Origin of the sequence: Streptomyces sp. NPDC005302 (assembly GCF_040607345.1) — a bacterium.
Lineage (GTDB): Bacteria > Actinomycetota > Actinomycetes > Streptomycetales > Streptomycetaceae > Streptomyces.
This window is the reverse complement of the sequence record NZ_JBEXGN010000006.1, coordinates 177,365-193,089: the sequence shown is the minus strand read 5'-3', so window position 1 is coordinate 193,089 and position 15,725 is coordinate 177,365. Positions and strand designations below refer to the sequence as shown.

At 72.4% G+C, this 15,725-nt stretch carries 10 protein-coding genes; 5 read left to right on the top strand and 5 right to left on the bottom strand.

Going from position 1 to position 15,725, the window contains the following annotated elements:
- Positions 1 to 22 precede the first annotated feature (22 nt).
- From fxsA to fxsT, 4 genes are all read left to right on the top strand, one after another.
- Positions 23 to 226 (top strand): FxSxx-COOH cyclophane-containing RiPP peptide, encoded by a 204-nt coding sequence (gene fxsA / locus ABZT74_RS11520; protein ID WP_356434245.1) that lies wholly within the window; start codon positions 23 to 25, stop codon positions 224 to 226.
- A gap of 365 nt (positions 227 to 591) precedes the next feature.
- The gene (locus tag ABZT74_RS11515; protein ID WP_356434454.1) at positions 592 to 1,716 is read left to right on the top strand and encodes an FxsB family cyclophane-forming radical SAM/SPASM peptide maturase; all 1,125 of its coding nucleotides are present in this window, start codon (positions 592 to 594) and stop codon (positions 1,714 to 1,716) included.
- Complete coding sequence (locus ABZT74_RS11510) at positions 1,716 to 3,428, top strand: HEXXH motif-containing putative peptide modification protein (protein WP_356434451.1); 1,713 nt, start codon at positions 1,716 to 1,718, stop codon at positions 3,426 to 3,428. The genes ABZT74_RS11515 and ABZT74_RS11510 overlap by 1 nt, the downstream gene beginning before the upstream one ends.
- 196 nt (positions 3,429 to 3,624) lie before the next feature.
- A complete protein-coding gene (gene fxsT / locus ABZT74_RS11505) occupies positions 3,625 to 6,636 on the top strand; it encodes an FxSxx-COOH system tetratricopeptide repeat protein (RefSeq protein ID WP_356434243.1) in 3,012 nt (1,003 codons plus the stop codon).
- A 124-nt stretch (positions 6,637 to 6,760) separates the two neighbouring features.
- On the opposite strand, the gene ABZT74_RS11500 is transcribed toward fxsT, so the two are convergent.
- The 4 genes from ABZT74_RS11500 to ABZT74_RS11485 all read right to left on the bottom strand — a co-directional run bounded on the left by ABZT74_RS11500 (position 6,761) and on the right by ABZT74_RS11485 (position 13,591).
- Positions 6,761 to 10,573, bottom strand: a complete 3,813-nt coding sequence (locus ABZT74_RS11500) for a multifunctional oxoglutarate decarboxylase/oxoglutarate dehydrogenase thiamine pyrophosphate-binding subunit/dihydrolipoyllysine-residue succinyltransferase subunit (RefSeq protein WP_356166612.1) — start codon at positions 10,571 to 10,573, stop codon at positions 6,761 to 6,763.
- Positions 10,574 to 10,864: 291 nt separating this feature from the next.
- Entirely contained in the window at positions 10,865 to 12,001 is a 1,137-nt protein-coding gene (locus ABZT74_RS11495; protein WP_355875925.1) for a HAMP domain-containing sensor histidine kinase, read from the bottom strand.
- 62 nt (positions 12,002 to 12,063) lie between these two features.
- Positions 12,064 to 12,801: a response regulator transcription factor gene (locus ABZT74_RS11490; RefSeq protein WP_355875922.1), complete on the bottom strand. Its 738-nt coding sequence runs from the start codon at positions 12,799 to 12,801 to the stop codon at positions 12,064 to 12,066.
- A gap of 112 nt (positions 12,802 to 12,913) precedes the next feature.
- Entirely contained in the window at positions 12,914 to 13,591 is a 678-nt protein-coding gene (locus ABZT74_RS11485) for a spermidine synthase (protein ID WP_356434241.1), read from the bottom strand.
- Positions 13,592 to 14,105: 514 nt separating this feature from the next.
- On the opposite strand from ABZT74_RS11485, the gene ABZT74_RS11480 reads away from it, so the two are divergent.
- Complete coding sequence (locus ABZT74_RS11480; protein WP_356434448.1) at positions 14,106 to 14,894, top strand: rhomboid-like protein; 789 nt, start codon at positions 14,106 to 14,108, stop codon at positions 14,892 to 14,894.
- Here the strand turns inward: ABZT74_RS11480 and ABZT74_RS11475 are convergent.
- A complete protein-coding gene (locus ABZT74_RS11475; RefSeq protein WP_356434238.1) occupies positions 14,891 to 15,556 on the bottom strand; it encodes a GNAT family N-acetyltransferase in 666 nt (221 codons plus the stop codon). The genes ABZT74_RS11480 and ABZT74_RS11475 overlap by 4 nt on opposite strands.
- Between the last annotated feature and the right edge of the window lie 169 nt (positions 15,557 to 15,725).

Here is a 15,725-nt window from a genome sequence, read left to right as displayed (position 1 = left end):
CAGGGAAGCGTAGGGGGAAGACATGGGCGTACGGGATGAAGCACGGGACGCGGACGTCACGGGGGACCGCCCGCTGGGGCCGGCGGAATTGCCCGACCTGCTGGAACTGGACCTCGCGGAACTGCGGGCCGTCCGGCACCCGGTGCTGGACGAGGTGCTGGCCGATCTGCGGGAACGGGCGGGACAGCCCAGCGAGATCCTGTGGGGGTTCAACAACTCCTTCTGAAGGGCGCGAAGGACGTGGGGAACGCCGACGCGGTCGCGCAAGACGTCAGTTCCGGTCCGCTCCGGTGACTGAACCGGACAACTTCCGACGCTCCGCGTTTGTGTCCGGGCCCCGCCCGGGAATGCCGCCCCGTACGGGCAGGGGCCGAGGCGCGGTGCGCGCCGCGGAACCGAGGGGCCGTACGTCATGGGGGTGCCGGAGTGTCGGAAGAGGTGACCTCCGCGATCCCCACGACGTCCACCCCGCACCGGGACACCCCACATCCCGGTCCGCGCGCCACCGCGACCTCCCGCCCACCGGGCCCCGCCCCGTCGCACGCCGCTGCGGCGCGTCCCGGTGAACCGCCCTTCCCCTTCCGGCAGTTCATCGTCAAGATGCACGGCCGCTGCAACCTCGCCTGTCGCTACTGCTACCTCTACGAGGGCCCCGACCACGGCTGGCGCACCCGCCCCGCCGCCACCCCGCCCGCCGTCCTGGAACACACCGCGCGGCGGATCGGTGAACACGCCCGCACCCACGGTTCGACCGCCCTGTCCCTGGTCCTGCACGGCGGCGAACCGCTGCTCGCCGGCGCCGGCACCCTCGCCCGGTTCACCGACCGCGTCCGCCACCTGGTCCCGGACGACTGCACGGTGCACGCCACCGTCCAGACCAACGCCACCCTGCTCACCGAACGCCGGCTCGCCGTCCTCGCCCGGCACGGCATCCGCGTCGGCATCAGCCTCGACGGCGGCCTGCCCGAGCACAACACGCTGCGCACCGACCGCGCCGGACGCCCCTCCTGGCCCGCCGCCACCCGGGGCGCCCGCCTGATCGCAGCGCACCACCCCCGCGCGTACGCCGGAATCCTCACCGTCGTGGACCCCGCGACGGACCCGGTCGAGCTGTACGAGTCACTGCTCGCACTGCGGCCACCCGCCCTCGACCTGCTGCTCCCGCACGGCAACTGGACCTCGCCGCCACTGCGTTGGGCCGCAGGCGCGACCCCGTACGGGGACTGGCTGTGCGCGGTCTTCGACCGCTGGTGGGGGGCCGGGCGGCGGGAGACCCGCGTCCGGCTCTTCGAGGAGTGCCTCGCGCTGCTCCTCGGGCTGCCCGCCGCCACCGAGTCGCTCGGGCTCGCGCCGTTCGACGCCGTCGTCGTGGAGACCGACGGCTCCATCGAACAGGTCGACTCCCTGAAGTCCTGCTACGCGGGGGCGGCCGAGACCGGACTCGACGTCTTCCGGCACGGCTTCGACGAGGCTCTCGGCCATCCCGGGATCGCCGCCCGGCAGGCGGGTGCCGCCGCGCTCGCTGCGGACTGCCGGGCCTGCCCGCTGCTCACGGTCTGCGGCGGCGGGCACTACGCGCACCGCTACCGGGCCGGGCAGGGCTTCGCCAACCCGTCCGTCTACTGCGCCGACCTCCAGCGGTTCATCCGGCACGTCGCGGGGAGACTGGCCGGGGCCGTCGCCGGCCCCGGCGCTTCCGAAGGAGGCGCCCCGTGATCCTGCCGCCGGTCCCGGAGCGGGCCCTGACCGAACTGGGCCGCACCGAAGGCGGTCCCGAGACCCTCGGGCTGCTCGTGCGCGACCAGCACACGCGACGGCTGCTCCTGCTCCGCGCGGTCCTCGACGCCGCGGAGGCCGCCGACGCGCGCGTCCTGCCCGCCGCCGCCCTGAACCGGCTGCACGATGACTGGGCCCTCCTGGAGGAGGCGGAGCGCCTGGAGCGCGCCGCCCACCGCGCGCGCCCGGCGGCCGGGACGGGCACCGGGGCGAGGCCGGCCCCCGGGACCGGGCCGAACCAAGTGGGCTCGCCGACAGGGGTGTTCGGCCCGGCGAGCGGTGACGCGTCCGACCTCGCGGCCGGACCGCCCGCCCGGGACCCGGACGCCTTCGCGCCCGGGCCCCCGGCCGAACGGTCCACCGGTGACGGGAACGGTCACGTCCCCGCGGACGGCGCGCCGTCGCCGTCCCGCCCCCCGCACCGGACCGGCCACGACACCTGCGCCCCCGCTCTCCCCGACCCGCCCCCGACCGGCGTCCGGTCCCTGCTCCTGCACCCCTTCACCGGCCCCTGGGCCCGTGACGCCCTGCGCGGACTCGGCACCGTGACTGGCCCGGCCGCCGAGCGCGACCCCCGCGAACCGGCCCGCGCGCTCGCCCACTTCGGGGCGCTCGCCGTCGTGGGAGCCGTCCGCGCCGGGGTGTCCTGCGCCGTGCGCCTGAGCGCGCGCGACGGCGTCCTCACACTGCCCTCGCTCGGGGCGCTGCGCACCGGCCGGCCCGGGGACACCGAGGTGGGCGTCGTGCACCGGCGGGGACGGCTGACGTTCCGGCTGCCCGGCGAGGCCGACGTGGTCGTCCAGGCGCAGAGCGGAGTCGGCGCGTGGTCGGAGGCGCCGGCCTGGACCCCCGCGTACGCGCTGCCGGGGCTGCTGCCGGGCTCCGCGCCGATGCCGCTCGACGACCTCGACCCCTACCGGACGGCGCGCGGCGGACCCCGGCCGTACACGCTCAGCGGCCCCGTCACCCTCGACGACGCCGACCGCAAGCACTGGCTGCACGCCTGGTCCGGCACGGCGGCTGCGCTCGGTCTCGGCGGCGAGCGGCGCCTCATGGAAGCGGCGGCCCTGCTGCGCTGCCTCGTCCCCCTCTCCGCGCCCCCCGGAGCGGCGCCGGGCCGGGCGGCCGGCAGTTGCAGCGGCACCCGCCGTGAGGCCTTCGGCGCCGTCCTGAGCAGCGCCCCGGCGACCGCCACCGCCTTCGCCGCCACCCTCGTCCACGAGATACAGCACACCAAACTCGCTGCGCTCGGCGACATGACGACGCTCCATCACGCGGACGACGAGGCACGGCACTTCGCGCCCTGGCGTCCCGATCCGCGCCCCTACGACGGCTTGTTGCAGGGCGCCTACTCCCACCTCGCGCTGGCCGACTTCTTCCAGCGCACCGCGCTCGCCGCACGGCACCCCGCCGACCGGGACGCCGCCTGGGCCCGGCACGCCCGCTACCAGGAGCAGGTCGGTGCGGTCCTGCCCGCGCTCGTCGGATCCGGCGATCTGACCACGCGGGGACGCCAGTTCGTCGACCGCATGGTCGAGGTGTACGAACGGCTCGCCGAGCAGCCCGCCCCGCGCGGCCAGACGGCGCGGGCCACCGCCTACGTACGGGCCGCCCGCACGCTGTGGACACAGCGGCACACGCCCCGCCGGTGAATGCCTTCACGCCACCGGCCGGATCGAGCCATCCTCGCCGAAAGCTGCGGCTTCCCGGACGCGGGACCCTCCGTGCGCCAAGATCGTCGCTGAACACGTTTGACCAAGGACCGTGGGCAGGCGGCGGGCGGCTGTGTCGGCGCCCTATCGCAGGCCCTCGCGGCGGTTCTAAAATCACGCGCGGGGAGGCCGCTGCATGTCTGGAGCTCGTACGCCGGTCCGGCCAGCCGAGAGGGGGGCCGTGAAGCAGACCGTCACGATCAGCTTCGCCGGGTTCAACCGGGCCTGGGCCGCCTGGATCGGCGACCGCCTGGAGCGGCGCGGCCACCGCGTGGTCTACCAGCGCTGGGACTCCCCGGCGGAGGTCCCGCTCGTCGACCTGCTGCGCGACCTGACCCTCGCCCAGGGCCGGATCCTGATCGTGGTCAGCGAGTGGTACTTCCAGCTCGGCCCGCGCACCCAGGAGGAGTGGAACACCGCGCTGCGCGAGGTCGTCGCCCCCGACCCGTCCCGCTTCGCCGCCGTCTCCGTCACCACCAGCCCGGTCCCCACGGCCACCGCCGTCCTCGGCGCCGTCGACCTCAACAACCTGGGCGCCGACGAGGCCGAACGCCGCGTCCTCGACCGCCTCGACCTGCCCTCGGAACCGCTGCCGGAAGCCACCGAGAGTGCCCGGCGCGGCCCCCGCTACCCGGCCGCCATGCCCGAGGTGTGGGGCGGCGTCCCGCGCCGCAACACCCGCTTCACCGGCCGCGAGCCGCTCCTGAACGACGCCTACCACCTGCTCCAGGGCGCCGAGCCGGGCGCCAGCGTCGTCACCCTGCACGGCATGTCCGGCGTCGGCAAGACCCAGCTCGCCGCCGAGTACGTCTACCGCTTCGGCTCCGAGTACGACGTCGTGTGGTGGGTCAACGCCGAGAAGCGGGTCACCTACCGGCGCCGACTGGCCGAACTGGCACCGCAGTTGGGGCTCAGCACCGGCGCCGAGTACGGCGAGCGGCTGCGTGCCGTACGCGACTCGCTGCGCCGGGGCGAGCCCTACGGCCGCTGGCTGCTGATCCTGGACGGCGCCGACGAGCCCGACCAGATCTACGACCTCGTGCCCACCGGGCCCGGACACGTCCTGATCACCTCGCGCAACCCCGAGTGGTCCGAACACAACAGCAAGCTGCTCGAAGTACCGGTCTACGCCCGCGACGAGTCCGTCGCCTTCATCCGCCGCCGCGCGCCCCGCCTCACCGAACCCGAGGCCGACCAGCTCGCCGAGGCACTGGAGGACCTGCCGCTCCTGCTGGACCAGACGGCCGGCTGGCTCAACGACTCCGACCTGTCCGTCCAGGAGTACATCGCCCTGCTCGACGGCGGCATCGACCAGGACGTCGTCAAGATCTCCGCCGACTTCCCGGTCGCCTTCCAGACCGCCTGGTCGATACTCCTCAACAAACTCCGCGACACCGTCCCGGAGTCCGTCGACCTGCTGCGCCTGTGCACCTTCTTCGCGCCCGGCTTCATCCCCGTACGCCTGCTGAAGGAGATGCCGCACGACCAGCTCCCCGAACAGATCGCGGGCCTGCTCAACGACCCGCTGCTGTGGAACCGGGCGATCAACCAGCTCCGCCAGTACTCCGTCGTCCGCCTGGAGTCCCACGAGGCGGCCGGCGACGAGACCGCCTCCTCCGGCGAGTCGCTCTACCTGCACCGCATGGTCCACCAGATCGTCCACAAGGACATGCCCGACGAGGACCGCCGCGAGTTCGTCGACGTCGTCCGGCGCGCCCTGGCCGCCGCCGACCCCCGGCGGCCCACCGACACCCGCCTGTGGCCCGGCTACGCCGAGATCGTCCCGCACCTGAAGTTCGCGGACGTCCTGCAGAGCAAGGACCCCGCCGTGCAGTCGCTGGTCTTCAACTGCCTGCGCTACATGTACATCTCGGGCGAGTACCGGGCCGGCACCAAGCTCGGCGAGCGCGCCCTGGCGGCCTGGAAGCCACTCCTCGGCGAGAACCACCCGCGCGTCTGGGAACTCACCTACCACTACGCAAACCTGCTCCGCGCCGCCGGCGACTACCAGGGCACCGAGGTCCTGGAGCGCGCCACCGTCGAGCACCTGCGCGAGCAGCGCGGCGAGCAGGACCTCGACCATCTGCGCGCCCTCGGCGGACTCGCCGCCGACCTGCGCGGCCTCGGCCGCTACGACGAGTCCCTGCGGCTCTCCGAGCGGCTCCTGGCGCTGTACCGCGACCTCCTGGGCGACGCGGACTCCCGCACCCTGAACGCCCAGAAGAACCTGGCCGTCTCCTTCCGCCTCCTCGGCCGCTACCAGGACGCCCACGACGCCGACCTGCGCACCCTGGAGTCACGCCGCCTGCTGCTCCGCGGCCGGCACCCCTGGACGCTGTACTCGGAGATCTCCTACGCGACCGACCTGCGTCTGCTCGGCCGGTACGCCGAGGCCGAGTCCGCGCAGCGCGCCAGCGTGCGCGAGCACCGCAACGTCATGGGCCGCGACAACCCGCAGACCCTGGACGCCGAGCACAACCTCGCCCTGTGCCAGTACCGCACCGGCGACCGCACCGCCGCGGGCCCGATGTTCTCCAGTGTGCTGGAGCGCTGCGAGCGGGTCCTCGGCGAGACCGACCCGCAGACCCTCCGGTTCGCCGTCGGCACGAGCTGCTTCTACCGCGAGCACGGTGACATCGACCAGGCACGGGAGATCGGCGAGGCCGTCCTCGCCCGGTACGAGATCATGCTGCCCGAGGGCCACCCGTTCATCGTCGGCGCCCGCGCCAACCACGCCCTGATCCTGCGCAGCGTGGGGGAGTGGGACCAGGCGCACGAGGTCGTCGAGCAGGCGTTGGCCGACATGACCGGCGCGGTGGGCGAGCACCATCCCTGGACGCTCGGCTGCGCCCTGAACGCCGCCGCCCTGCGCAACCTCGTCATCGGTCCCGAGCCGGCCACGGAGCTGAGCCGGCAGACGGTCGCCCGGGCCACCGAGACCCTCGGCCGCACCCATCCGCTCACCCTGTCCGCGCGCGTCGCGCTCGCCGCCGACCTGCGCGGCATGGCGGACCGGCAGGAGGCCGAGAAGGTGGAGCAGGAGGCCCTGTCCGACCTCGACGCCACGCTCGGCGCCCGGCACGTCCACACCATCTCCGCCCGCTCCCGCAACCGGCCGCACTGGGACTTCGAGCCCCAGTCCACCTGAGCCCGGCGCCCGGTCCCCCGTACGGGGGAGTCGTCGGGAAGGCAACGCCGAAGGGCCCGGCCCGAGTCCACAGGGACTCGGGCCGGGCCCTTCGTTCGTGCTGCCGTGGCGAGGGAGCCGAGGCCTAGGCCTCGTACACCTCACGCACCAGCTGCTCCTGCTCCGCCTGGTGCCGCTTCGCGGAACCGACGGCGGGCGACGAAGAGTGCGGACGCGAGATGCGGCGCAGTCGCTCACCGTGCGGGACATCCGCTCCGACCGCGAGGTCGAGGTGGTCGATCAGGTTGAGCGCGATGAACGGCCAGGCACCCTGGTTCGCCGGCTCCTCCTGGGCCCACAGGTACTTCTCGGCGTTCGGGTACTTGGCGATCTCCGCCTGGAGCTCGGCACCCGGCAGCGGGTACAGGCGCTCGATGCGGATGATCGCCGTGTCCGTGGAGCCGCGCTTCTTCCGCTCGGCCTCCAGGTCGTAGTACAGCTTGCCGGCGCAGAACACGACCTTGCGCACGGCGGCCGCGTCGACCGTGTCGTCGCCGATGACCGGACGGAACTCGCCCGTCGTGAACTCCTCCGCCTTCGAGGCCGCGGCCTTCAGACGCAGCATCGACTTCGGGGTGAAGACCACCAGCGGCTTGTGGTGCGGGTTGTGCACCTGCCACCGCAGGAGGTGGAAGTAGTTCGACGGGAGCGTCGGCTGCGCGACCGTCATGTTGTTCTGCGCGCACAGCTGGAGGAAGCGCTCGATACGGGCCGAGGAGTGGTCCGGACCCTGTCCTTCGTAGCCGTGCGGGAGCAGCAGGGTGACGCCGGACGTCTGGTTCCACTTCTGCTCGGCGGCCGAGATGTACTCGTCGACGATCGTCTGCGCGCCGTTGACGAAGTCGCCGAACTGCGCCTCCCACATGACCAGCGCGTCCGGGCGGGCCAGCGAGTAGCCGTACTCGAAGCCCATGACCGCGTACTCGGAGAGCAGCGAGTCGTAGACGTTGTAGCGGGCCTGGTCGTCCGAGAGGTACTGGAGCGGGGTGAAGTCCTCGCCCGTGACCCGGTCGATCAGCACCGCGTGACGCTGGCCGAAGGTGCCGCGGCGCGAGTCCTGGCCGGACAGCCGGACCGGCGTGCCCTCCAGGAGCAGCGAACCGATGGCGAGGGTCTCGCCCATGCCCCAGTCGATCGTGCCGTCCTCGATCATCGCGGCACGGCGCTGGAGCTGCGGGAGCAGCCGCGGGTGCACGGTGACGTTGTCCGGGATGTTGACCTGGGACTCGGCGATCCGCTTCACGACCTCCTGGGAGACCGCGGTGGGCACGGCGACCGGGAACTCGGCCTGGACGTCCGGGACATGTGCCTCGGGCGCCTGGGCGACGGCCTCGCGGACCTCCGTGAAGACCTTCTCCAGCTGGCCCTGGAAGTCCTGAAGCGCCTGCTCGGCCTCTTCGAGGGTGATGTCGCCGCGACCGATGAGGGACTCGGTGTACAGCTTGCGCACCGAGCGCTTCTTGTCGATCAGGTCGTACATCAGCGGCTGCGTGAACGCCGGGTTGTCGGACTCGTTGTGACCGCGGCGGCGGTAGCAGATGAGGTCGATCACGACGTCCTTGTTGAACGCCTGACGGAACTCGAACGCGAGCCGCGCGACCCGGACGACGGCCTCGGGGTCGTCGCCGTTCACGTGGAAGATCGGCGCCTCGATCATGCGGGCCACGTCGGTGGCGTACATGGAGGAGCGCGACGACTCCGGGGCGGCCGTGAAGCCGACCTGGTTGTTGATGACGATGTGGACCGTGCCGCCCGTGCGGTAACCGCGCAGCTGCGACATGTTGAGCGTCTCGGCGACCACACCCTGGCCGGCGAAGGCCGCGTCACCGTGCAGGGCGACCGGCAGGACGGTGAAGTCCGTGCCGCCCTTGTTGATGATGTCCTGCCGCGCGCGGACGATGCCCTCGATGATCGGGTCGACCGTCTCCAGGTGGGACGGGTTCGCCGCGAGCGAGACCTTGATCTGCTCGCCGTCCAGGCCGGTGAAGGTGCCGTGGGCGCCCAGGTGGTACTTCACGTCGCCGGAGCCGTGCATCGACTTCGGGTCGAGGTTGCCCTCGAACTCGCGGAAGATCTGCGCGTACGACTTGCCGACGATGTTCGCGAGGACGTTCAGCCGGCCGCGGTGGGCCATGCCGATGACGACCTCGTCCAGGCGGGACTCCGCCGCGCTGTCGATGACGGCGTCGAGGAGCGGGATGACGGACTCGCCGCCCTCCAGGGAGAAGCGCTTCTGGCCGACGTACTTCGTCTGCAGGAAGGTCTCGAAGGCCTCCGCCGCGTTCAGCCGGCGCAGGATGCGCAGCTGCTCCTCGCGCTCCGGCTTGGAGTGGGAGCGCTCGATGCGGTCCTGGATCCACTTGCGCTGCTTCGGGTCCTGGATGTGCATGAACTCGACGCCGGTGGTGCGGCAGTACGAGTCGCGCAGCACGCCGAGGATGTCGCGCAGCTTCATCAGGGACTTGCCGGCGAAGCCGCCGACCGCGAACTCCCGCTCCAGGTCCCACAGGGTGAGGCCGTGCTCGGTGATGTCCAGGTCGGGGTGCTTGCGCTGGCGGTACTCCAGCGGGTCGGTGTCGGCCATGACGTGGCCGCGGACCCGGTAGGAGTGGATCAGCTCGAAGACGCGGGCGGCCTTCGTGACGTCGTCGTCGTGGCTGGCGTCGATGTCCTTGAGCCAGCGGACCGGCTCGTAGGGGATCCGCAGGGCCTCGAAGATGTCGTCGTAGAAGCCCTGCTCGCCGAGGAGCAGGTTCGCGACGACCCGCAGGAACTCGCCGGAGGCGGCGCCCTGGATGACCCGGTGGTCGTAGGTCGACGTGAGCGTCATGACCTTCGAGATGCCGAGCTTGTTCAGGGTGTCCTGGGAGGTGCCCTGGAACTCCGCCGGGTAGTCCATGGAGCCGACGCCCATGATGACCGACTGCGCGGGCATCAGGCGCGGGACCGAGTGGACGGTGCCGAGGCCGCCGGGGTTGGTCAGCGAGACCGTGACACCGGAGAAGTCGTCCATCGTCAGCTTGCCGTCACGGGCCCGGCGGACGATGTCCTCGTAGGCCTGCCAGAACTCGAAGAAGTTCAGCGTCTCGGCCTTCTTGATGCCGGCGACGACGAGCTGGCGGTCGCCGTTCGGCTTCACCAGGTCGATGGCGAGTCCGAAGGTGACGTGCGCGGGCTTGACGAGGGTGGGCTTCCCGTCCTTCTCCGCGAAGTGCCAGTTCATCGACGGCATGGCCTTGATGGCCTGCACCATCGCGTAGCCGATGAGGTGGGTGAAGGAGATCTTCCCGCCCCGGGCCCGCTTCAGGTGGTTGTTGATCACGATGCGGTTGTCGAAGAGCAGCTTCACCGGGACCGCGCGCACGGACGTGGCCGTGGGCACCTCCAGCGAGGCGTTCATGTTCTTCGCGACGGCACCGGCGGGACCGCGCAGGGTCACGTACTCGGGGCCCTCGGGCGCCTCGGTGGCCGGCTCGGCCTTCGGCTGCGCGGCGGCCGGAGCGGCCTTCGCGGGAGCCGGGGCGGCGGCAGCGGGCTTCGGAGCCGCGGGAGCGGCCGCCGGAGCGGGCGCGGGCGCGGCCGGAGCGGCGGGAGCCGCCTGAGGGGGAGCCTGGCGCGCCGCGGGCGGCGCGGGCGCGGCCGCAGCGGCCGGCGCGGGTGTGGTGGTCCCTGCGGCCCCCGCGGCCGCAGTACCCGCCGGAGCCGAGACGGCGGGCGCCCCGGGCTTGTAATCGGCGAAGAAGTCCCACCAGGCTCGGTCTACGGAGTTCGGGTCCTGGAGGTACTGCTGATAGATCTCGTCGACGAGCCACTCGTTGGGTCCGAAGGCGGCAGCGGGGTTCTTCCCGGCTTGGTCCTCGGTCGAAGTGCTCGAGTTACTGGGGGACTGTGGCGACACGGCGGCAACCGCCCTCTTCCGCTTCACAAGGTGATGGACAGCGGGAATAAAGGCTACGCCTCCCCGGCCGGGTAGGTCAGGCCGGGCCCGTCCAACGTCGTGCAAGTCACACCGGAATCCGTGTTTCGCGCAGGGAAATGGCGGGAAACAAGCGGGGTTCCGCTTCTGGGAGCGTACGCCGGGACATGCTTGACGCGGGCTGCGGCACGACACGCGCGGCCCTGTGCCTGATCACACGTGTACGCCGAGGGCGACCGTGATGGATCTTGCGGCTCCGCTTCGAACTTTACGTCAACTTGGCAGAGAAGGAAGTCCCGGAAGGATGACCTGGATCCGGCAACCCCGCTCGGATTCGGCCACACCGATCCGGCCGCCGTGCAGATCGACCGCCCAGCGGGCGATGGCCAGGCCGAGGCCCGTGCCGCCGTCGCTGCCGGGGCCGTGCGGAGCGGGCACCCCGCCGCGGTTGAACCGCTCGAAGACGCGGTGCCACTCCGACTTCGGGATGCCCGGACCCTCGTCCAGGACCTCCAGCGACAGCGACTCCGGGTGATCGCCCCGTCGCGCCCTGACCGTCACACGGCCGTGCGCCGGACTGTGCTTGACCGCGTTGTCGATGAGATTCGCCACGACCTGGTGGATCCGCTCCGGGTCCGCGTGCGCGGTCAGCTCCGGAGGGGACACGTCGAGGTGCAGATGGACGTCGGTGCGGGTGTGACTGCCGGAGCCGGACGCGATGTCCGCCCGCGCCGAGGCGACCATGTTGGCCTCCTTCAGCACACCCGACAGGTAGGGCCACACCTCGAAGCGCCGGCGGCGCAGCGGGACGACGCCGTTGTCCAGGCGGGACAGGTCGAGCAGGGTCTCCACCAGCCGCCCGAGCCGCTCCGTCTGCTTCAGCGCCGTGCGCATCGTCTCGGGGTCGGCGGCGGACACCCCGTCCACGACGTTCTCCAGCACCGCCCGCAGTCCCGCGATGGGGGTGCGCAGCTCGTGCGAGACATTCGCCACGAGTTCCTTGCGCTGGCGGTCCTGGGCCTCCAGCTCGTCCGCCATGAGGTTGATCGTCTGGGCCAGGTCGCCCAGTTCGTCGCGCCGGTCGTCCCGCACCCGGCGCGTGTAGTCGCCGTGCGAGATGGACCGGGCCACCGCGTTCATCTCGTCCAGCGGCGCGGTGAGCGAGTGCGCCACGAACTGGGTGATCAGCAGGGTGGCGATCATCGAGAACACCGTGATGAAGCGGAGCTCCGTCTTGGTGTGCACCGCGATCATGGACAGACCCGTGGTGATGAGCACCGAGATGACGACCAGCGCGCCCAGCTTGGTCTTGATCGAGAAGGGCCGGAGACCGGCCCAGGGGCCCGCGCCCCTGCGCTCCCCGGAGGAACGCGCGCCGAGCCCGCGCCCCCGCTCGCCGAGCACGCTCATCACATCAGCCCCTCACGAAGGTCCCGGTCGTGCAGGTCCCGACGTTCCGACGACGGCCCGGCTCAGGGAGTCGGGGTCTCCAGCGCGTAGCCCACGCCGTGCACCGTACGGATCCGCTCTGCACCGATCTTGCGACGCAGCGCCTTGATGTGACTGTCCACGGTCCGGGTACCGGACGCGTCGGCCCAGTCCCACACCTCGGCGAGCAGCTGCTCGCGCGAGAGTACGGCACGCGGGGTGTTCGCGAGGCAGACCAGCAGGTCGAACTCGGTGGGAGTGAGGTGCACGTCCTCGCTGCGCACCCGCACCCGGCGCTGCGCGTGGTCGATCTCCAGCTCGCCGAGGCGCAGGATGCCGCTGCGGGGCGTGGAGGCGGCGACCACGGCGCGCTCGACCCTGCGGAGCAGGACGTGCACGCGCGCGGCCAGCTCGCGCATCGAGAAGGGCTTCGTCATGTAGTCGTCGGCGCCGACGCCGAGCCCGACCAGCATGTCGGTCTCGTCGTCGCGCGCGGTGAGCATCAGCACCGGCACCGGGCGGGCGGCCTGCACGCGGCGGCAGACCTCCAGGCCGTCGAAGCCGGGCAGCATGATGTCGAGGATCAGCAGATCGGGCTGCCAGGCCTCGGCCGTGTCCACCGCGGCGGGACCGTCCCCCGCGGTTTGCACGAGGAATCCCTCGGCGCGCAGGCGGGCCGCGATGGCCTCGACGATCGTCGGGTCGTCCTCGACCACCAGCACCCGGCGCTGAGCGCCCGGTGTCGCCGCCGTGCCGTTCTGGGAGGTGTGTGTCTGCTCCATCGCCCGCCCCTGAGTGTGCTTTCCGGAATCCGTGGGGTGATCCCATGACTGCGCTTGACGCTTGAATGATCCGCGTCAGGAAAGCAGAGTACGGGCAGGCACGGGGCCTCGGCTATCCAGGCCTTACCGCGAGATGCACCACGTCGGGAACGCCCCGGGCAACGGGGATCTCTTCGGTACGGACCCGTTGGAATCCGGCATTCCGCAAGGTTCCTTCAAATTCCGGAGAGGGCTGGGCCGACCACACGGCCAGTACGCCGCCCGGCTTCAACGCCCTTGCGCAGCTTGTGAGTCCGGCCCTCCCGTACAGGCCCGCGTTGCCCTCTGTGACCGTCCAGCCGGGTCCGTTGTCGATGTCGAGACACAGGGCGTCGAACGTGTCGGAGATCTCATTGACGTAGTCGACGAGATCGTCCTCGACGATCTCCGTCCGCGGGTCGGCGAGCGCCGTGGCCGTCAGCCCGGCGAGGGGGCCCCCGCGGTGCCAGTCGATGACGGCCCGCTCCCGCTCGACCACCGTGATCCGCCCCCAGCGCTCGTCCGCGGCGGCGTGCGCGAGGGAGAACCCGACGCCCAGCCCGCCGATCAGCACGCTCGGCTCCGGACGTAAGTCCAGGGCGTCATGAGCGGCGTCCACGAGCAGGCGCTCGGAACGCCCGTCGGACGTGTCCATCAGGAAGCATCCGTTGGCGATGATCTGCAGCAGTGCGCCGTGACGCCGCAGCACGACCTCGCCGTACGGGCCCTGGCGCCGGTCGAGGACCACGGGGATGTCGTACGTGGCAGTCATGGCCTCCATCCTGGCACCGGGGCGGGGGCGGAGAGGCGGATTGTCCGGGGCCCGGACGGGCCTCGGGGGCCCCGACGGCGTCTCGCTTCTCTCCTCCTCTTCTCCCTCCTCCTTTCTTTCCGCGCCCCGTGAAATCCCGGGGGCATCCTGAGGAGTTGCTGAGAATCACTCCCCATGTGGCGCCGGTCATGGACGGCGGTTCACGGGGAACGAAGGCTTGGACGCGAGGGAAGGGGCGGTGGACGTGAACCGGAACAGCGGCGACGGGCGACGGCGGACCGACAGGACGCCCGCCGGTCGTGGCGACGCTCCCGCCGAGCGCCGCGCTTCGTCCGCGCCGCCGGAGCCGGGCGGGGTCGCGCCGGGGCTTCTCGACGGGCTGCCCCGGCAGCGGGCCGTGCCGGCCGCGGTGGGGCGGTGCTCCGCCACATCACCCGCCGCCGCGTGCTTCCGCACGGCCGAGGCCGCGCCGGCGGCCGCGTCCGGGCCGGGGGCCCGGGGCCCCGTCGGGCCGGTGGCGGAGTTCGCATCCAGCCCGGCCGCCTCGCCGAGGCGGCCGGGTACCCGGCCCGCTCGACGGCCGGCCGGCCCCGTGGCCCGGACCGCCCGATCCGTCGGACGGCTGCTGCCCACTCCTCTGGGCACGCCCTTCACCTTCGGGTACGCCACCGTCCTCGCCGTCACCTCGTACGTCGCCGGTCACGCGGATCCCGCGCTCGTGCGCGCCCTGCACCAGGCGTCCAGCACGGACGTCGCGCACCTGGTGCGGTACCCCGTGGCGGTGCTGTTCGCGAGCGCGCTGTGGATCGTCGGCGGGATCCTCTCGCCGTACGCTGCCGGGTTCCTGCTGGTGCTGACCGCGCTGGAGCGGCGGATCGGGGGAGCCCGGGCCGCCGGTGTCTTCCTGCTCGGGCACGTGGTCGCCACGCTGGCCACCGAGGTACCGGTCGGGCTGGCGGTGTGGGCGGGGCATCTTCCCGGCAGCTCGCTGCACCGGTTCGACTACGGCATCAGCTTCGGGGTCGCCGCGAGCGTCGGCTCCCTCGCGGGACTCCTCTCCCCGTGGCTGCGGTGGCCCCTGCTGGCGCTCGTCGGTTCCGTCCTCGCGGAGGACCTGATCCTGCTCGACGACCCGATGACGAACTGGGGCCACCTCCTGGCGCTGGCCCTCGGCGTCGCGACCTGGCCGCTCGTGCGGCGTGCGGCGCGAGCGCGCGGCGACTTGAGGACCGGCCGCGACCTGGCCGACCCGCCGACCGCAACCGCTCGGGGCGCCGGAGCCGACAGTCCGGCGGCTTCCTAGCGCGGGTCCGCCCCGTCGTACCGCGCGCTCAGCAGCGGCGCCTCGACGCGCCAGCCCAGTGACACGTAGAGCGCCCGTCCCTCCGGCGTTCCCGCGAGGACGGCGGTCTCCGCGCCCTGGTCCGCCGCCGCCCGGTGGAGCGTGCGCATGACCGTGCGGCCGAGTCCGCGCCGCCGGTGCCCGGCCGACGTCTCGATCTGGTCCACGACGGCCGTCGCTCCCGTCGTGGCGATCTGTCCCCGGGCCGCCCAGGAGCCGTCCGACGCCGTGACCAGGGCACGGGTGACGCCGCCGCGGGACCAGGCGCGCAGCCGGTAGCCGTGCGGGAGGGGCTCGTCCGGGCCCGCGTCCTCGGTGGTGACCAGCGGGGCCGACATCAGGTAGCCCGGTTCGGGGTCGGTCCACCAGCCTCCGCCGAGCAGCTGACGGACGGCCGACGGCTCGGCGAAGACCTTGAGCCAGACGCCGGGTGCGGTCACCGCTTCCGCGACCTTGCGGACGACCGCGGCCTCGACCAGGCCGTTCGTCTCCCCGAGGACGTGCCGCGTGACGTGTCCCTCCTGCCCGACGTCGATCGTGTAGCCCCACTCCCGGACCACCGGCGGCGCCGCCCCGCGCGATACGACCCACCCGTCCACCCAGGCCCGCACGATCCTGTCCACCCCTGCCCCCTGTCCCCGGCCGTCGTCTGCGACCGCTCACGCCCCACGCCTTACGTAAGAGTCCTATGCGCTCAGTGACCATTACTGGGGAGATCATGTCAGGCCGGCCGGCCGCGCGCCATACGTGCCGCCCGCCGGACCCCGCCTCCGGCCGTCCCCGCGTGATCGC